Below are 17026 nucleotides of genomic sequence, written 5' to 3'. Positions count from 1 at the left end.
AAACATTGTCCCAAAGGACATTGTTGATATAAATCGGGACAAAGTTGCTATACTGATCGGCACCAGAACTCACCCGAGAAAGCCAATGCTTGTTACCGACACGACACCGGAACCTCCACGCTCACTGCCTAAGGTTGCCATTGTGGCCTTCAACCATTTCAGCCCGTTTCACTTTTCTGTCCCGGCCATCATTTTTGGTCGCAGCAGTGTACGAGAGCCGTTATTTAAACTGTCAATTGTGGCAGGAGAAGACGGACCGATTGGTTCGGATATTGGTATGGCGCTCACCCGTTTAGACGCACTGGAAACACTGCAACACGCAGACGTGATCATCATCCCATATTGGCGCAGCCACACTGAACGACCTAATCCGGCACTGCTGGACGCTCTGGTAGACGCCCATCGACGCGGCGCGATGTTGATAGGGTTGTGTCTGGGTGCCTATGTGCTCGCCTACGCGGGGCTGTTGAACGGCAAAAAAGCGTCGACGCACTGGGAAGTGGAGCAGGATTTTGCCCGTCGCTTTCCTCAGGTACACCTCGACACCAACTCATTGTATGTTGAAAGTGAGCGTTTGATTACGTCGGCAGGCACTGCTGCCGGATTGGATTGCTGTTTGTATGTGTTACGCAAATTCTATGGCAGCGCTGTGGCAAATAAAGTGGCTCGACGTATGGTGATCCCGCCGCACCGGGATGGGGGACAGGCGCAGTTTATTGAGCGTCCGATCCCGGAGAAAACCGCGGACGTCCGAATCAACCAACTGTTGAGCCGTTTACGCCAGGACATTCAGCAGGCGCACAGTCTGGATGCGTTGGCCGAATCGGTGATGATGACCCGGCGGACTTTTACCCGCCAGTTCCAGAAAGCGACCGGAATGTCAGTGGGACAATGGTTGACGGCTGAGCGTCTGCATCTGGCGCAGGAACTGTTGGAGTCGACGGATCTGACGATTGAACGTATTGCCGACAAAATCGGCTTCAGTTCAGTGATTGCGTTTCGCGATAAGTTTAAACAACGCTTTGCTGTCACCCCTAAAGAGTGGCGCCGCACGTTTCAGAGCGAGGGAGTGCACGTCAACTAGGAGGATGAGTAGGAGACTTTGCCGCGCAGCGATTTGGTCGCGCCAGTGCGTTTTTTCGCGTCCACCCGTTTGCGCTGTGAGCTCCGGGTCGGTTTGGTCGGTTTACGTTTCTTCTCCACTACCATGGCTGACAAGATCAGAGTTCTGAGGCGATTCAGCGCATCTTCGCGGTTTTGTTCCTGAGTACGGAACGTTTGTGCCTTGATCACGATGACGCCGTCTTTGGTGATCCGTGAATCAGACAAGGCGAGCAATTTCTCCTTGTAAATCGCGGGCAGCGTCGAGCGCTGGATGTCAAAGCGCAGATGGATGGCACTGGACACCTTGTTGACGTTCTGGCCACCACTGCCCATGGCGCGGATGGCGGACAGTTCAATCTCCCAGTCGGCCAGTTCAACGGTGTTGGATATCTTAAGCATAAGCCTGCTGTTGGTCGTGTGTTCTGTGGTTATTCTAATCAAGCCAACGCCAAGTTGCGAGTGGCGATCTGTGGGGCGTACAGGTTACTCGCTGTAAGCGATGGTTTGTTTCAGCACGTCGAGAACGGTGTGAAAACGTGCCGGCAGTGCGCGGTGGCGTTTTTTCACCAGATACAAAGTTTCCTGTACCGCCTGAGGCGCCTGATAAACGTCCAACTGCTTGCGGGCAGAGAAGCTGTTCAACGCACTTTTTGGCAGAACCGTAAAGCCAATGCCTTTCGCGACTGGCACGAGGATCTGGCTGAGTTGATTGATGTAGCCCGAGGCTGGGATAGTGTCAATATTCATTGCGGCCAGTTCCGGGTCACCGCAATGGCTAAAGTAGAGCGACAGATAGTGCGCCGCATCGGGGTGGCGGATAAGCCCCAAGTCCTGCAGAGATTGAGCGGCGTGGCTTGCGAACTTAGTGTTGGCCGGAACGATCAGGCACAAAGGCTCGTGGCCAAGCACATCGACATCGAACAGCGCCGGATTGGGTAAATGAGTCACAATGCCGAGGTCGATCTCTCCTTGTTGCACGGCGTTGAGAATCCGTTGATTGGGCGCGGCTTCGACGTGTGGAATCAGTTGAGGATATTTACATTGTAAATCCAGCAGTAGCGGGTAAATCTGTAATGCCAGTGAACCGGAACACGCGAGGGTAAAGTCTCCACGAAATGGATCGTCAAAACTGAGGTTGTCGAGTAAGGCCGCTTCCTGCTGCTGACACCGTTTTGCGTAGGCGTACACCAGGCGACCCTGCTCGGTCGGTTGGAAACTTTTCTTGTCACGGAGGAGCAGGGCGTGGCCACAGGCTTCTTCCAGTTTACGGATGTGCTGGCTGACTCCGGGTTGAGTCATGTAAAGCTTCTCGGCCGTTTTAGTGAAATGGCCCACGTCTAGCAGGGTGACGAACGTATTCAGCCACAGCGGATTCAACATAACGATTTTGATAAATTTATTTTATTAAAATAAGAGTAAATCATAATTTTTTATTTATCTACCTCAGCCCTAATCTTGAGGGCAGTCAACAAGCCACAATCAAGAAGAGGTGATTATGTCAAATCCATACCCAAGAACGTTTTCTCATATCGGCATTTCTGTGCCGGATCTGGACGCTGCCGTGAAGTTTTACACCGAAGTGCTCGGCTGGTACGTCATTATGCAACCGACCGAAATCATGGAGGACGATTCTGCTATCGGAGAAATGTGTACCGACGTGTTTGGTGCAGGCTGGCAAAGTTTTCGTATCGCACATTTGTCGACCGGTGACCGCATCGGGATAGAACTGTTCCAGTTTAGTAATCAGCAAAACCCGGACAACAACTTTGAGTACTGGAAAACCGGTGTGTTCCATTTCTGTGTACAGGATCCGGATGTAGAAGGACTGGCGGAGAAAATCGTTGCCGCAGGTGGCAAGCAACGAATGAAAGCGCCTCGTTACTACTACCCGGGTGAAAAACCTTATCGCATGATTTACATGGAAGACCCGTTTGGCAACATTCTGGAAATTTACAGCCACAGTTACGAGCTGCATTACGCCAGCGGCGCCTATACTTCATAGTGGTTAAAAATATTGAGCGGTGCCCCGGACGATTTCGCGTCAGGGTAAACTGCCGGCTAAACCACAAGCCGGAACCGGCTTGAGACAGGCAGCGTCAGCGGCCTGTCGACGATTTCGCAGTGCAATGGTTGCTGCAACTATGCCCAGAGGAGTGTCATCATGAAAGCCGTAACCTATCAGCGTGTCGAGGATTCGTTTGTTCTTAAGGAACTGGCGATCCCGGTGCCGGAGAGTGAATTTGATGTGGTTGTCAAAGTACACGCGGTAGGACTTAACCCGGTGGATGCTAAAATTCATTTGTGGCATCAGACGGTCAGTCACATGAATGACGACTTTGTCGGCGGCTTGGATGTCTCAGGCGAAATTGTTGCAGTTGGTGAGGCGGTGAGCGAGTGGCGAATTGGGCAACGTGTGCTTTATCACGGTGATATGCGCCGTGCATATGGAGGATTTGCCCAGTATGCCCTGCAGGACTCACGCGCCTTGCTGCCGCATCCGGCCATCAGCGCCGAAATGGCCGCGGCTACTCCCTGTGCCGCCTGGACGGCTTATCGGGCGTTGGTGGACAAGCTCAATATTGCTGAACGTAGCAGCATTTTCATTGCCGGTGGCGCCGGTGGTGTGGGCAGCTTTGCGATTCAGTTGGCGCGGCTTTTTGGCGTGCATACCATCATTACCACCAGTTCAGCCTCTAATCACGGTTACGTGCGCTTGCTCGGTGCCACGGACGTGATTGACTACCATCAGGAAGACGTCGTGCAGCGGGTCATGGCCATCACTGCCGGACAAGGGGTGGAAGTGGCGCTCGATTGTGTCGGTGGTGACAACGATAAAATAGCTGCCGCAGTCCTCGGATTTGAGGGGGAACTGGTGGAGTTAGTAAAAACGGTGAACCCGACGGAATATCCGGGCGCGTTTGAGAACGGACTCAGTTTCCATCAACTGAGTCTGGGATCAGGCCACATCAATGGTGAACTGGGCCGGGCAACCATCACTGATGCCGGGCGCTCGGTCTCTTATCTGTTGGAAATGGGTGAGCTACAGCTGCCGGAACTGAAAGTGATTGAGCTGGAGCAGATCGGTGCCGCACTGAAAGCGCTGCGTGACCAGCACACGGTCGGAAAAGTCGTGGCGCGTATTACCCACTGAGATTGTTGTTTGTGGCGCAAAAGTGATTTGTTATTTTTGCCGTTTACGCATTGAGTACACGGCACAATAATAAGCCTCATCGGACAACCCAATACAAAGGTAAAGTGAATGAATACCATCCCTATGCTTGGCGCAGGCACATTTCGACTCAACGAGCAGGCGGCCTTCGATTCCGTGTTGATGGCGTTGCAGGCTGGCTACCGGCACATTGATACGGCGCAGATATACGGCAATGAACAGCAGGTCGGAGAGGCAATCCGTGCTTCAGGGCTAGCACGTGATCAGGTGTTTATTACCACCAAAGTCTGGACCGACAATCTGGCTAAAGCCGACTTTATTGACAGCGTTCGCGACAGTTTGGCCAAGTTGCAGACCGATTACGTTGACCTGTTGTTGATCCACTGGCCACTCAAAGATTCAGGTGTGGCAATGGCAGAGTATCTGGGCGAACTTAAAGCGGCCAAAGCCACTGGACTGACGCGTCAGATTGGCGTGTCTAATTTCACCAACGCCCAGCTTGAACAGGCCATCGCGATAGTTGGTGAAGGCGAAATCGCGACCAACCAGGTCGAAGTGCATCCGTATCTGCAAAACCGTGATGTTGTGGCATGGTGTCGACAACACGGCGTCGTGGTGACCGGTTATATGCCGTTTGCTTACGGTGAAGTGCTGAAAGATGACACCATTTTGGCGATTGCCGATAAACACGGGGCGTCAGCGGCCCAAGTGGTGCTGGCGTGGATGCGGCAACAGGATCTGGTCACGATTCCATCGTCGACCAAAAAAGCCAATATCGAGAGTAATCTGGTGTCAGATACCGTTACGCTGAATGCCGATGATATGGCTCAAATCGCAGTACTGGATCGAGGTCAGCGTCTGGCCAATCCAGACTTTGCCCCTGAGTGGGACTGAAGCTGAAAGTCAGTAAAAATGTGAAAATCCGGGCACCTGGCCCGGATTTTTTGTGTCTTTCCCGGTAATAGTTGCTATTATCAGCAGCATCGAATAGTCGGGGGGCCGTTGTCGTTTAACGATGACAGGCTGAGATCGCATTGCGAGACCCGTTGAACCTGATTCAGTTAGCACTGACGTAGGGAACTATTGCACCGTCTGCCTTGGCGCAGCGGTCCACGTTACTCAAGGGTAAATACGCTCTGCGTTGATCCGCCTCCCTTGTTCACGTGCCAGTTCCCGAACGTCAGTTTAGGAGCGAGCATGCCTCACATCACACACTCTTCATCTACGCCCATTGTCCTGACCATAGCTGGTTCAGACAGTGGTGGTGGCGCCGGTATCCAGGCGGACATTAAAGCTATCTCGGCGACCGGCAGTTTCGCCTGTTCAGCCATTACCGCGATTACTTCACAAAATACCCTGGGCGTTTCGGCCATTTTTCCGGTTCCGTTACAACACGTTGAGCAGCAGCTGGACGCCGTTTTCAGCGATCTCAATGTTGTGGCGGTTAAAGTCGGTATGTTAGCGGACGCGGAGATCATCCGTGTGGTGACCGCTAAGATCCTTCAGTATCAACCTCGATTTCTGGTGGTGGATCCTGTGATGGTGGCAACCAGTGGTGATCTGCTTCTGGAGCAGGCGGCGATCAGTACGCTAAAACAATTGCTGCTTCCGTTGGCGGATCTGATCACCCCCAACTTGCCGGAAGGCGCCGCACTGACGGGGCGGCCAATCCCGAACAATGAAGATAATATGACCCACATGATCGCCGACTTGCGTCAGTTGGGCGCGGGTGCCATTTTGCTCAAAGGTGGCCATCTGGAGCAAGACGCCCAGAGTACTGATCTGCTGATCACACCTGACCGGGTTGAGCGCTTGTCCTCCAAACGCATTGCGACGCGCAACACTCACGGTACGGGCTGCACACTGTCATCGGCGATCGCGTCGTACCTGGCTCAGGGCAATGTTCTGCACAAAGCGGTCCATCTGGGTAAACAGTATATTTCTCAGGCGATTGCGCATGCTGATGAGCTCGACATTGGTCAGGGACATGGGCCGGTACACCATTTCTTCGACGGGCACCGCTATGTGCGCTGAGCCGGCGGCGTTGGGCGTGACGCTGGAGCAACTTGCGCTGCGCTACCAAGACAGCGATACCGCGACGCTGAGTGGCTTCGATATGCACATTCCAGCCAGTCAGTGGACCTGTATTCTTGGTCGAAGTGGTTGCGGAAAATCCACCTTGCTGCGCTATCTGGCTGGCCTTTTACACGCGCAAGCGGCGGTCAGCGGCAAACTTACGGTCTCTGATGGGCAACCGCTCGAAGGTCGAATTGCCTACATGGCGCAACAAGATTTGTTGATGCCATGGTTGTCGGTACTCGACAACGTTTGTCTGAGCCGCCGTTTTGGCCAGGCGGCCCCGGCGGACACGGCGCGGGCGGTATCGCTGCTCCGGTCTGTTGGACTGGCTGAATATCAACAGGCCATGCCACAACAGCTGTCCGGTGGGATGCGTCAGCGGGTTGCGCTCGCCCGGACATTAATGCAGGACCAGCCCGTCGTGTTGATGGATGAACCGTTTTCCGCCTTGGATGCGGTTACCCGCCACAAGTTGCAGACGCTGGCGGCGACGTTGCTGCGCGGGAAAACCGTAGTACTGATTACTCACGATCCACTCGAAGCCATTCGCCTCGCACATCAGCTCTATATTCTGCAAGGGATGCCGGCTCAGGCTGAGTCTCTGGCCTTGCCTGCGAGCCGGCCACCACGCAGCTTGGATGCCGATGGGGCGCAATTACAACAGCAGATCATTGAGGCTCTGGAGCAAGACTATGCGTGAGGTCACTCAAATGGCGTCTCTGCCGTCTGCCTTTCGACGCAAGGAGCGAGTATCCCATCCGGCTGTTCGTCTGGCGCTCAGCGCCTTGGTTATCCTGGCGCTTTGGCAACTGCTGGTGGTCGCGCTGCGCCTACCGGCGTTTATCCTTCCAGCTCCGCTGGATGTGTTCGAACGTTTGCTGCTGCGCCACGATGTTCTGCTGCGTCATACCTGGGTTACTGGCCAGGAAATTGTACTCGGTTTACTGCTGGGATTGTCGGTTGGGCTGATGTTTGCGCTGCAGATGTTGCTGTTTGCTCCGCTGAAACGTTGGTTGCTTCCTTTGCTGATCGCCAGTCAGGCGGTGCCAGTGTTTGCCATTGCCCCCATTCTGATGCTCTGGCTGGGCTATGGCATGGCGTCCAAAGTGGTGATGGCGGCAATCATTATCTTCTTTCCGGTCACCACCTGTTGTTATGACGGACTGCGAAATACGCCAAACGGTTATCTCGATCTGGCGCACACCATGCGTGCGACCCGCTGGCAACTGCTGCGTTACATTCGCTTTCCGGCGGCCTTGCCGGCACTGGCATCTGGCATTCGTGTTGCGGTGGTGATTGCTCCCATCGGTGCGGTGGCGGGGGAGTGGGTCGGCTCCAGCGAAGGGCTTGGCTACCTGATGCTGCAAGCCAATGCGCGCATGCAAATCGACGAAATGTTCGCGGCGCTCTTTATTCTTTCCGGGTTGTCGGTGGCGCTGTATTTCCTGACCGACACCTTACTTAAACGATTTATCCCTTGGGAAAGTCACTGATTAAAAAGGACTCTGTGTGAAAACAACCAAATTTATCTGTGCTGTTACTCTGGTGACGTCACTGTTTTCCGTCGCGGCACACGCGGAAACCAAACCTCTGACTCTGATGCTCGACTGGTTTGTGAATCCGAACCATGGCCCGATTGTGATTGCCAAACAACGGGGCTACTTTCGTCAGCAAGGGCTGACGGTGGATATTCAGGAGCCGGCAGACCCGAGTACGCCTGCCAAGCTGGTCGCAGCGGGTAAAGTCGATCTGGCCGTATCATATCAACCAAGCCTGACCATGGATGTGGCGCAAGGATTGCCATTGATCCGCGCCTCAACGCTGATCGCGACACCGCTGAACACCCTGATGGTGCTCGACAACGGTAAGATCAACACCATGGCCGATCTCAAAGGGAAGAACATCGGTATCGCCATTGCAGGCAATGAGGAGGCCACTATCGGGACGATGTTGGCGCAGGAAGACGTGAAATTCAGTGACGTGAACATCATCAACGTGGGTTGGGCGCTTTCGTCGTCACTGGCGTCTGGCAAAGTTGACGCTATCTGGGGGGGCTTGCGTAATTTTGAAACCAATCAACTGGCGCTGGAAGGGTATCAAGCCAAAGCATTTTTCCCCGAAGAGCTTGGCGTTCCTGCGTACGATGAGTTGGTGTTTGTGGCCAATGCCAAGCATTACGATGCTAAAGCCATTCAGGGGTTCAATAAAGCGATTGAGCAGGCGACGACCTATATTGTGAATCACCCTCAGCAAGCCTGGAACGAGTTTGTTGCCTATGCTCCGGATACACTGGGCAATGAACTGAACCAGCGCGCCTGGCAGGATACTCTGACACGTTTTGCGCTGCGCCCGTCCGCGGTGGATCTGAAACGATATGATGACTACGCGCGGTTTATGTATGACCAGCACATCATCCAAACTCTGCCTAAGGCAGGCGATTACGTTGTTGATTTTAACTAACCGGAGCACCCGATGAATTATCAGGATTTGATTGAGGCTTGCCGTGATGACTGGCACGCGTATACCCAGCATCGTTTTGTTCAGCAACTGGCAAGTGGGGCTTTGCCACAACCCTGTTTTTTGCACTATTTGCAACAGGACTTTCTGTTTCTCAAGCAGTACGCCCGTGCGTACGCGTTGGCGATTTACAAAGCGCGCACGCTGGAGGACATGCGGCGCGCGTTGCCAAGTGTACACGCGCTACTGGACTCGGAAATTGCTCATCACGTCCGCTACTGCGAACAGTGGGGATTGACAGAGCGAGACATGGAAAATGAAGCGGAAGATGTCGGGACCGTCGCCTACACTCGCTTTGTACTGGACGCGGGAATGAGCGGTGATCTGGTCGATCTTTATGCCGCTTTGGCGCCGTGCTCCATCGGTTACGCAGAGATAGGCCGCGCGCTGTTGGCGGCAAAGGAGACATTGCTTGAAGGCAACCCGTATGCGACCTGGTTGCAGCTCTATGGCGGCGAAGAGTTTCAGTCTGGTGTGGCCGACGGCGCCGCGCATTTCAACCAGTTGCTGGCAGACATCGACCTCTACAGCTCGCGCGGACAAAATCTGATTCAGGTATTCAAAACCGCCACCCGAATGGAAGTGGCGTTCTGGCAGCAAGGTCTGGATGCACAATAGGAGAACAGGACGTGGAAAAACAACTCATCGTAGACGCATTACGCGCAGTCCGGGCGCAGAAACCTCTGGTGGTGAATATCACCAATTACGTGGTGATGAATAACACGGCCAACGCCCTACTGGCACTGGGAGCGTCCCCCATCATGGCGCATTCCAAACAGGAAATGGCCGAAATGATGGCATTCGCTGGTGCGCTGGTGATCAATATTGGCACCCTCGACAGTCAATGGCTGCCGCGGATGCGCTATGCGGTGGAGCAGGCCAATAGTCACGGCAAAGTCGTGGTTCTGGATCCGGTCGGATGTGGAGCCAGCCGTTTGCGTACCCAAGCGTCACGTGAGTTGGCGCAACTGGCGCAGCAACTTATTATTCGGGGGAATGCGTCCGAAATCATCGCACTGGCTGGCGAGCAGGCGCAAAATAAAGGTGTGGATGCGCTGGACAGTAGCGATGCGGCTGTTGGCGCCGCGCATTATCTGGCAGAGCAGTATCAGGCCAGTGTGGTGATTTCCGGAGAAAGTGATTACGTGGTCTCGGCCGATCGCATTCAGTCACTGTCCAATGGTCACGCCATGATGCCATATGCCACGGGCATGGGGTGCACGCTGAGCGCGCTCACTGGTGCGTTCGCTGCTGTTGGAGAAACCTCAGGACTGGCGGCTGCGGCGGTCATGGGCGTGGCGGGGGAACTGGCTGCAGAGTTAGCTAACGGGCCGGGTAGCTTACAGATGCATCTGCTGGATAGCTTGTATCAACTGGATGAAACGGTGCTGTTATCGCGCCTCAAACTGCAATGACCGAGCGCAGAAGCGGAGACTCTTTTATGAATCCTTATCGTTTGTACCTGGTGACGGATGATCAACAAGACATCACCAGGCTCAAGAAGGTGGTGGCGGAAGCGGTCGCCGGTGGGGTTACCATGGTGCAGGTCCGTGAAAAACACGGCGATGTGCAGGCGTTTATTCAGCGTGCCGAAGCCGTCAAAGCGGTCTTGCAAGATTCCGGCGTGCCGTTGATTATTAATGACAGAGTAGATGTGGCACTTGCGGTCGGGGCAGACGGAGTGCACCTTGGGCAGTCTGATATGCCGGCAGACATCGCCCGCCGTCTGATTGGTGATGATAAACTGCTCGGGTTGTCGATTGAAAATGAGCAGCAACTGGCCGACGCGGAGGCACTGCCGATCGACTATATTGGGCTGAGTGCGATTTTCTTGACCCCGACTAAGACCAACATCCAGAAAGAGTGGGGGATACCCGGGCTGGAGTATGCGCTGGCCAACAGCCGTTATCCGGTGGTGGCGATTGGCGGCATTCATCCGGCTAACCTCCAACAAGTCTGGGAGACGGGCGTGCATGGCGTCGCTTTGGTGTCGGCTATCTGTCATGCCGCAGACCCGCGCACGGCTGCCGCGGCCATCTTACAGCAGCTATCCGACGAGCCAAACTGAGCGATCATGAGCCATCGCCTCAGTCTGTGGGGCGGTGGCTCTGAGACGTTTTTCTCACTTGTGTGATTTACTTTCCGCGATTTGACAGCAAATTGATTATTCCCGGCCTGCTTGTCGGCTACCATGCCGAATCTTCCAATGGTTGCTTGGGCGGAATGAGCGATGAAAGAGCACTTATACAGTAAATACAATGGGTTACTTATGCTACTGCTGATGTCGGTGCTGTTGGTACCAGTGTGTTTACTGAGCACCAATGTGGACTTGCTCTCTCACGTGTCTGACTTGACTGGAATCACTTACAACATGCTGACCAACTCCGCTGGTAGTAAAGGTTTCCTGTTTACCCTGATTTTTCTTACTGCCCTGACGTTCATACTGCGAATTCCAAAAGCGCAATGGGCGTCACGCATGTTACAACTCGCTCTGATCCTGATAATAGGGTTTGCCAGCAAAACCGGCCTTAAACACCTAACGGAAAGCCCTCGTCCTTACACTGAACTGCTGACTGCGCAGTTGCTGATCCCGGATCCGGGTCATTTCTACAAACTGGATACTGCACAAAAAGCGGCGGTGATTCAGGAAGCCCAAAAAGAAGTGAGCCACTGGCGCACCGTGAACTGGCAGGGGGAAAAAGATTTTTCTTTCCCATCCGGCCACACGCTTTTTGCGGCGATTTGTGTGGCGTTCTTTGGCGGTCTGTTCTTTGAACGTAAGCGCTACGCGCTGGCCGTGGGGGTACTCGCCTGGGCACTGGCCGTAGCCTATAGCCGGTTGTGGTTGGGTATGCACCGACCAGCCGATCTGTTTGGCTCAGTCCTATTCATTACGGCGGTGTATGCTTTGATGCCAAATTTCACCCAGGTTGGGGACAAACTGGTGGCCAAGCTGCCTGAACGTTGGCAGCACGTGTTATCACGTTGAGCTGGGTTTCTGGGAATCAACGCGCCACTCCGCGCCTTGAAGTCACAATGAGATAGGCTATAACTAGTTATAACTGACTCATTTACGAGGCGATTTATGATCTCATACGCCGGTCGGGTAGGCATTTTATTGGTTTCTGTATACGGCATCAGTGCCTGTGCACCTGATACCGATCCGCCGGTCCCCAGACACGCAATTTGTCAGGCGTTCAATCACAATCAGGTGGTGGCCGTATTGGGTGAGAGCCCGGTGTTGCAAGGGGAGTGGTATTCTGACTGGTCCCATCAACTTAACCAGTTTGTCGCAACACACCCGGACGTGTCGGTCACTCACAGCCGCGATATTGACGCGCTTCAGGTACCGGAGTACACCTTGCTGATTGCTCAGAAAGTGAACGGGGAATACTGGTTGCAGGAGGTCACGCAATCGCCATACTACGACTATGTGATGGCCGATATGACCGGGCAGCCGATCAAAGGCATACTGCGTTATTTTACCTTAGAGGAAGAAGAGTACTCGCAACTGGCTCACTACTGCGAGTAACGTTTTCAGTCACATCAAATCGCGATGCAGAATTTCCAGCTCTTCACTGGCCTGTTCGATGATCTGATGCAGATCGTCGGCGTCTTTTTCTGCCAGCGTCAATTGCCAGGGGCGCGCACCTCTGACTTCTTCGCGACCAATCACACGAACATGCTTACCCTGCTTTTCAAATTTCAAATCATCAAAATTTGAACGGTAATGCTGCTGGTTTTCGACGATGTCGACATCGAGCACCCCCACCGGATTTACTTGCATCCGCGCATGAAAATACTCGGTTCCCATTAAAAGGTAGTTTCTGTGTTTGGCGATCATCCTCCCCTCCTTGAGTACAGTGGCGACAGACTGCATTAAGAGTGTAGGACAGTCGAAAGGGGATAAATGTGAAATAACCATAAAGCTTGATCTGCCTTGCGCTTCGGATGATTGTCTGTGATTGATGTGTCGTCTTGGCACGTTTTATTCGTCAGATTAAGGAATATGCAATTATTTTTGTAAAAGTGCTTGTTCTGTAACCTGAAAACGAGATAATCGCGCTGTGTTCCCTGTCACTTTTTTGTTGTAACCCTATGTCTGAAACTACTCCCCCGGTGAGGTCTGATTCTCGCCATCTTCAGTATTTGAGAGTGTTTGCTCTGGGCTTCAGTGCATTCATCTTTAACACCACCGAATTTGTGCCGGTTGGTTTGTTGTCGGATATTGCCCGCGATTTCGACATCACGCCAGCCTCTGCTGGCTGGATGTTGACCATTTATGCCTGGATTGTTGCGTCGATGTCGCTGCCGATGATGATGCTGACCAGCAAAGTCGAGCGTAAAACCTTGCTGTTGTGTGTGTTTACGCTGTTCATTGTCAGTCATGTCTTTTCGATTTTGGCTTGGAGTTTTGAAACCCTGATCGCCAGTCGGGTGGGGATAGCGTTTGCCCATGCGGTGTTCTGGTCTATTACGGCCTCCATTGCCATTCGGGTTGCGCCTCCGGGTAAGAAAACCCTGGCTCTTGGCGTGCTGGCAACCGGAACCTCGCTGGCGATGGTACTTGGCGTGCCGATTGGGCGAATTATCGGTCAGTGGTTTGGCTGGCGGGCCACATTTGCCCTGATCGGTGTGGTGGCGATGGTGATCATGCTGGTGTTGTGGCGCCTGTTGCCAAAACTGCCAAGTCTGTTTACGGATACCACACAAAAACTGCCGGAACTGCTGAAAAAGCCGACGCTGATGGGTTTGTATCTGTTCATTTTCCTGATATTCACCGCCCACTATTCGGCTTACAGCTACATTGAGCCGTTTATGATTAACATCGGCGCCATGAGTGGCAACTTCACTACCTTCTTGCTGCTGCTGTTTGGTGGCGCTGGCATCATTGGCAGTGTCATTTTCAGTTACTGGGGAGAGAAGAACAACACGCCACTGCTGGTGACCAATACCGTCATTGTGATGTTGTGTATGGCGCTGATGATGATGCTGGTAAGCAGTCAGTGGGCTACCGCGACCATGTTGGTGTTGTGGGGGACCGCGCTGATGGTGGTGGTGCTGGCGATGCAGGTGAAAGTGCTCAACATCGACCTGAACGCGTCGGACATGATCATGTCGATGTTTTCCGGCATCATCAATCTCGGAATTGGGGCGGGCGCCCTGATTGGTGGTCAGGTGATACATTTCAGCTCACTGCAGGGCATTGGTTACGTTGGCGCTGGTTTCGCGCTGCTCTCTTTAGTGTTGATTCTGGTGATGTTGCGTCGCTATCCTGACATCCGCTAACGCCAATCATGCCAGATGATATTGAGCCCGGTGTTCACGGGCTTTTTTATCTCTGCTATTAATCAATAAAATGGCGGAAATGGCCATCGTTGAGAAATCCGCGAGTGTCCACCATCCGGCCATTGACGTCTTCGAGTGGAAAGCGCGTTTTAATATGGGGTTGTAAATCGTGTTATCAAATGGGACACAACGTCAGTTAGGATTGCACTGAAACAGACGATGACAAAGAAATCGACCTGAGCGTGAGATGTGCCTGGGTGCATATTGTATGAGGTCTGGTCGTTTTAATTTCAGCGGGCACGCCGGCGATCCGGGATGCAATTGCCCCGTCCGCTATGTTAGGATGGCACGCTTTTATGATCAGCCTCACACTTCTTGCTGATGTGAGGGCCATTCACGCGCCGATTCTTTCGGGCAAAAAAAGCGAAATTTCTATGTCTAGATCTACCCTGAGCGCAGAGCCATCCAGCATTTCCGAGGCGGATTACTCAGCGATCCACCCTCCGCAGTCATCCTCTCTTCGTACTCAACTGGCGCTGAATAACCCGGTGTTTTGGTTAAGCGGCAGCTTCCTGTCTCTGTTTGTGGTTCTGGCAATCGTCAATACTCCTCTTCTTTCTTCTCTGGTGAACACGGGTTTCAGCTACGCAACACAGTGGTTTGGTGCGTTCTGGCAAATTCTGTTGCTGGCCAATTTTGTGATTGGGCTGGTGCTGGCATTCGGTCAGACTGGCTACGTACGTCTGGGCGCGTTGAAGACCCCAGAGATCGACACCTTTAAGTGGATCTCCATTATTCTGTGTACGCTGCTGGCGGGCGGCGGCGTATTCTGGGCGGCGGCTGAGCCGATCGCACATTTCGTTTCTGCGCCACCGATTTTTGGTGACGCGTCTCCGCGCCGTATGGCGATCAATGCATTGTCACAATCGTTTATGCATTGGGGGTTTCTCGCGTGGGCCATCCTCGGCTGTCTGTCTTCTATCGTGCTGATGCATCTGCATTACGACAAAGGTCTGCCGCTCAAACCGCGTACTCTGTTGTACCCGGTGCTTGGCGAGCGCGCGCTGCACGGCTGGGTTGGCAGTATGATTGACGGGTTAAGTATTTTGGCGGTCGCGGCAGGAACCATTGGTCCGATTGGCTTCTTAGGTTTGCAGATCAGCTATGCGCTGAATCAGTTGTTCGGTCTGCCGGATACCCTTGTCAGCCAGAGCCTGGTGGTGGTGTTTGCGATGTTGATGTACACCGTATCGGCTCTCAGTGGTTTGAGCAAGGGCATTCAGATTGTCAGCCGCTACAACATCATTTTGTCGGTTGCTCTGGTGCTGTTCATTCTGGTGGCCGGGCCAACCAGCTTCATTATTGATGGTTACATGCAGGGCGTGGCCCGCATGGTCGATCAGTTTGTGCCGATGGCACTGTATCGCGGAGATACCGGCTGGCTGAGCTGGTGGACAGTGTTTTTCTGGGGATGGTTTATTGGTTACGGTCCGATGATGGCAATTTTCATTGCGCGTATTTCTCGTGGCCGGACGATACGTCAGTTGATTCTGGCAGTGAGTGTGGCAGCGCCACTGATCACCTGTTTCTGGTTCAGCATTGTGGGTGGCAGCGGGCTGGCGTTTGAACTGGATAATCCGGGCGTGATTGCCTCGGGTTTTGAAGGGTTTAATTTGCCAGGTGCGCTGTTGGCTATCACGCAGCAGCTACCGTTCCCTGTACTGACCGCGTTGCTGTTTTTGGTGCTGACCACCACGTTCATTGTCACCACTGGTGATTCAATGACTTACACCATCAGTGTGGTGTTGACCGGACAATCAGAACCGAATGCTTTGGTACGTGCGTTCTGGGGGGTGCTGATGGGAGCCGTTGCCATCGTCTTGATTTCTATGGGTGAGGGCGGTATTTCTGCTTTGCAGTCGTTCATCGTGATCACCGCGGTACCCGCGTCGTTTATTTTGTTACCGACCTTGTGGCATGCGCCTAAGATGGCTCATCAGATGTTACGCGAGCAAGGGTTGTTGAAGCCTTAAACAGACAACACAACGGCTCCCAGAGGAGCCGTTTTTAGTTGTGTTTCAATGGCTTTTTTCCATTGCTTGTCGCGACAATTTGAGCACCATTTTTCGCGGCAGTAACGGCATGATCCATTCCAGCATCATGCGCAAGGTACGTTCATTAAACGCCACCAGTTTGCCGCGTTCCATCGCCCGATACCCGACTTGGGCCACCGATTCCGGGCTCTTGGCATTTTTCCAGATGCCGACGCCTTCCAGATTCCCGGCCGTCACAAAGTTGGTCGCTACCGCGCCAGGACACAGTACGGTGGCGGTGACATTGTGCTCGCGCACCTCTTCGGCAATCGCCTGGGTAAACGAGGTGACATAAGCTTTGGTGGCGTAATACACCGCCTGGAGCGGACCCGGCATGAATGAGGCGGTGGAAGAAACATTGAGAATCTGGCCTTTGCGCCGGGTGATCATGCCCGGTAAATAGTAGTGAGTCAGGTTGGTGAGCGTGACCATGTTGACCTGCATCATCGCTTGTTCATCGTCCAGACAGCGCTCATGAAAATAGCCATGACCGCCAAAGCCAGCGTTGTTGATCAGCGTATCAATCTGCAGGCCGAGTGCTAGGGTTTGGTCAAAAATACGTTGGGCCGAGTCTGGTTGAGATAAGTCTTCCACAATTGTCAGGACGGAGACTTTGTAGTGGTTTTCCAGCTCCACCTTGAGCGCTTCCAGTCTGTCTTTGGAGCGGGCGACCAGCACCAGGTTGCCCCCTTTCTGAGCGTGAATACGAGCCAGTTCCAACCCGATTCCCCCTGATGCGCCGGTGATCAGGGCGGTATTTCTGTTGGCCATGTTG

At 53.4% G+C, this 17026-nt stretch carries 19 protein-coding genes and 1 riboswitch; of the genes, 15 read left to right on the top strand and 4 right to left on the bottom strand.

Annotation, left to right across the window (positions count from 1 at the left end; all coding sequences use genetic code 11):
* Positions 1-85 precede the first annotated feature (85 nt).
* Entirely contained in the window at positions 86-1084 is a 999-nt protein-coding gene (locus CAG64_RS08420) for a GlxA family transcriptional regulator (RefSeq protein WP_161447479.1), read from the top strand.
* Here the strand turns inward: CAG64_RS08420 and arfB are convergent.
* A complete protein-coding gene (arfB, locus tag CAG64_RS08415; protein WP_161447481.1) occupies positions 1081-1503 on the bottom strand; it encodes an alternative ribosome rescue aminoacyl-tRNA hydrolase ArfB in 423 nt (140 codons plus the stop codon). The two genes, CAG64_RS08420 and arfB, sit on opposite strands and share 4 nt — an antisense overlap.
* Before the next feature lie 84 nt (positions 1504-1587).
* Entirely contained in the window at positions 1588-2484 is an 897-nt protein-coding gene (locus CAG64_RS08410; protein WP_161447483.1) for a LysR family transcriptional regulator, read from the bottom strand.
* A gap of 115 nt (positions 2485-2599) precedes the next feature.
* Between CAG64_RS08410 and CAG64_RS08405 the strand changes: the two genes are divergently transcribed.
* From CAG64_RS08405 to CAG64_RS08350, 12 genes are all read left to right on the top strand, one after another.
* On the top strand, positions 2600-3106 hold the full coding sequence (locus CAG64_RS08405) for a lactoylglutathione lyase family protein (protein WP_161447485.1): 507 nt from the start codon (positions 2600-2602) through the stop codon (positions 3104-3106).
* Positions 3107-3265: 159 nt separating this feature from the next.
* A complete protein-coding gene (locus CAG64_RS08400; protein WP_161447487.1) occupies positions 3266-4255 on the top strand; it encodes a zinc-binding dehydrogenase in 990 nt (329 codons plus the stop codon).
* Positions 4256-4363: 108 nt separating this feature from the next.
* Positions 4364-5167 carry a 2,5-didehydrogluconate reductase DkgB gene (gene dkgB / locus CAG64_RS08395; protein ID WP_161447488.1) on the top strand — a complete coding sequence of 268 codons (804 nt, stop codon included), beginning with the start codon at positions 4364-4366 and terminating at the stop codon, positions 5165-5167.
* 88 nt (positions 5168-5255) lie between these two features.
* Positions 5256-5369, top strand: a riboswitch (TPP riboswitch).
* Between the two features lie 101 nt (positions 5370-5470).
* Positions 5471-6307: a bifunctional hydroxymethylpyrimidine kinase/phosphomethylpyrimidine kinase gene (thiD, locus tag CAG64_RS08390; protein ID WP_161447489.1), complete on the top strand. Its 837-nt coding sequence runs from the start codon at positions 5471-5473 to the stop codon at positions 6305-6307.
* A complete protein-coding gene (locus CAG64_RS08385; protein WP_040903056.1) occupies positions 6297-7052 on the top strand; it encodes an ABC transporter ATP-binding protein in 756 nt (251 codons plus the stop codon). Before thiD ends, CAG64_RS08385 begins: the two co-directional genes overlap by 11 nt.
* A 10-nt stretch (positions 7053-7062) precedes the next feature.
* On the top strand, positions 7063-7845 hold the full coding sequence (locus tag CAG64_RS08380) for an ABC transporter permease (RefSeq protein WP_443084051.1): 783 nt from the start codon (positions 7063-7065) through the stop codon (positions 7843-7845).
* A 16-nt stretch (positions 7846-7861) separates the two neighbouring features.
* Positions 7862-8812: an ABC transporter substrate-binding protein gene (locus CAG64_RS08375; protein ID WP_161447493.1), complete on the top strand. Its 951-nt coding sequence runs from the start codon at positions 7862-7864 to the stop codon at positions 8810-8812.
* Positions 8813-8824: 12 nt separating this feature from the next.
* Positions 8825-9487 carry a thiaminase II gene (gene tenA / locus CAG64_RS08370; protein ID WP_161447496.1) on the top strand — a complete coding sequence of 221 codons (663 nt, stop codon included), beginning with the start codon at positions 8825-8827 and terminating at the stop codon, positions 9485-9487.
* An 11-nt stretch (positions 9488-9498) separates the two neighbouring features.
* Positions 9499-10284: a hydroxyethylthiazole kinase gene (thiM, locus tag CAG64_RS08365; protein WP_161447497.1), complete on the top strand. Its 786-nt coding sequence runs from the start codon at positions 9499-9501 to the stop codon at positions 10282-10284.
* Positions 10285-10310: 26 nt separating this feature from the next.
* On the top strand, positions 10311-10937 hold the full coding sequence (gene thiE, locus CAG64_RS08360) for a thiamine phosphate synthase (RefSeq protein ID WP_161447499.1): 627 nt from the start codon (positions 10311-10313) through the stop codon (positions 10935-10937).
* 162 nt (positions 10938-11099) lie between these two features.
* Positions 11100-11858: a phosphatase PAP2 family protein gene (locus CAG64_RS08355; protein ID WP_021706765.1), complete on the top strand. Its 759-nt coding sequence runs from the start codon at positions 11100-11102 to the stop codon at positions 11856-11858.
* A gap of 96 nt (positions 11859-11954) precedes the next feature.
* Entirely contained in the window at positions 11955-12401 is a 447-nt protein-coding gene (locus CAG64_RS08350) for a hypothetical protein (protein WP_161447501.1), read from the top strand.
* A 9-nt stretch (positions 12402-12410) separates the two neighbouring features.
* Here the strand turns inward: CAG64_RS08350 and CAG64_RS08345 are convergent, their stop codons facing one another.
* Entirely contained in the window at positions 12411-12713 is a 303-nt protein-coding gene (locus tag CAG64_RS08345; RefSeq protein WP_021706767.1) for a hypothetical protein, read from the bottom strand.
* 254 nt (positions 12714-12967) lie between these two features.
* Here CAG64_RS08345 and CAG64_RS08340 point away from each other — a divergent pair, with 254 nt between their 5' ends.
* Together CAG64_RS08340 and CAG64_RS08335 are read left to right on the top strand one after the other, a co-directional pair.
* Entirely contained in the window at positions 12968-14158 is a 1191-nt protein-coding gene (locus CAG64_RS08340; protein WP_161447503.1) for a sugar transporter, read from the top strand.
* Between the two features lie 434 nt (positions 14159-14592).
* The gene (locus CAG64_RS08335; protein ID WP_161447505.1) at positions 14593-16191 is read left to right on the top strand and encodes a BCCT family transporter; all 1599 of its coding nucleotides are present in this window, start codon (positions 14593-14595) and stop codon (positions 16189-16191) included.
* Positions 16192-16236: 45 nt separating this feature from the next.
* Here CAG64_RS08335 and CAG64_RS08330 read toward each other — a convergent pair whose 3' ends face one another.
* Positions 16237-17022, bottom strand: coding sequence for an SDR family NAD(P)-dependent oxidoreductase (locus CAG64_RS08330; RefSeq protein WP_161447507.1), 786 nt, complete (start codon positions 17020-17022; stop codon positions 16237-16239).
* Positions 17023-17026: the final 4 nt, after the last annotated feature.

Source organism: Vibrio sp. V38_P2S17PM301 (assembly GCF_009904845.1).
Taxonomy (GTDB): domain Bacteria; phylum Pseudomonadota; class Gammaproteobacteria; order Enterobacterales; family Vibrionaceae; genus Vibrio; species Vibrio proteolyticus.
This window is presented reverse-complemented; position numbering and strand designations above follow the sequence as displayed.

What these genes read in the sequence shown, in the direction of transcription:
- CAG64_RS08355 (WP_021706765.1), top strand. Translation starts at nt 11,100, where the DNA reads ATGAAAGAGCACTTATACAGTAAATACAATGGGTTACTTATGCTACTG.
- CAG64_RS08385 (WP_040903056.1), top strand. Translation starts at nt 6,297, where the DNA reads ATGTGCGCTGAGCCGGCGGCGTTGGGCGTGACGCTGGAGCAACTTGCG.
- CAG64_RS08400 (WP_161447487.1), top strand. Translation starts at nt 3,266, where the DNA reads ATGAAAGCCGTAACCTATCAGCGTGTCGAGGATTCGTTTGTTCTTAAG.
- tenA (WP_161447496.1), top strand. Translation starts at nt 8,825, where the DNA reads ATGAATTATCAGGATTTGATTGAGGCTTGCCGTGATGACTGGCACGCG.
- arfB (WP_161447481.1), bottom strand. Translation starts at nt 1,503, where the DNA reads ATGCTTAAGATATCCAACACCGTTGAACTGGCCGACTGGGAGATTGAA.
- CAG64_RS08345 (WP_021706767.1), bottom strand. Translation starts at nt 12,713, where the DNA reads ATGATCGCCAAACACAGAAACTACCTTTTAATGGGAACCGAGTATTTT.
- CAG64_RS08405 (WP_161447485.1), top strand. Translation starts at nt 2,600, where the DNA reads ATGTCAAATCCATACCCAAGAACGTTTTCTCATATCGGCATTTCTGTG.
- CAG64_RS08340 (WP_161447503.1), top strand. Translation starts at nt 12,968, where the DNA reads ATGTCTGAAACTACTCCCCCGGTGAGGTCTGATTCTCGCCATCTTCAG.
- dkgB (WP_161447488.1), top strand. Translation starts at nt 4,364, where the DNA reads ATGAATACCATCCCTATGCTTGGCGCAGGCACATTTCGACTCAACGAG.
- CAG64_RS08380 (WP_443084051.1), top strand. Translation starts at nt 7,063, where the DNA reads ATGGCGTCTCTGCCGTCTGCCTTTCGACGCAAGGAGCGAGTATCCCAT.
- CAG64_RS08410 (WP_161447483.1), bottom strand. Translation starts at nt 2,484, where the DNA reads ATGTTGAATCCGCTGTGGCTGAATACGTTCGTCACCCTGCTAGACGTG.
- CAG64_RS08330 (WP_161447507.1), bottom strand. Translation starts at nt 17,022, where the DNA reads ATGGCCAACAGAAATACCGCCCTGATCACCGGCGCATCAGGGGGAATC.
- CAG64_RS08335 (WP_161447505.1), top strand. Translation starts at nt 14,593, where the DNA reads ATGTCTAGATCTACCCTGAGCGCAGAGCCATCCAGCATTTCCGAGGCG.
- thiE (WP_161447499.1), top strand. Translation starts at nt 10,311, where the DNA reads ATGAATCCTTATCGTTTGTACCTGGTGACGGATGATCAACAAGACATC.
- CAG64_RS08420 (WP_161447479.1), top strand. Translation starts at nt 86, where the DNA reads ATGCTTGTTACCGACACGACACCGGAACCTCCACGCTCACTGCCTAAG.
- CAG64_RS08350 (WP_161447501.1), top strand. Translation starts at nt 11,955, where the DNA reads ATGATCTCATACGCCGGTCGGGTAGGCATTTTATTGGTTTCTGTATAC.
- thiD (WP_161447489.1), top strand. Translation starts at nt 5,471, where the DNA reads ATGCCTCACATCACACACTCTTCATCTACGCCCATTGTCCTGACCATA.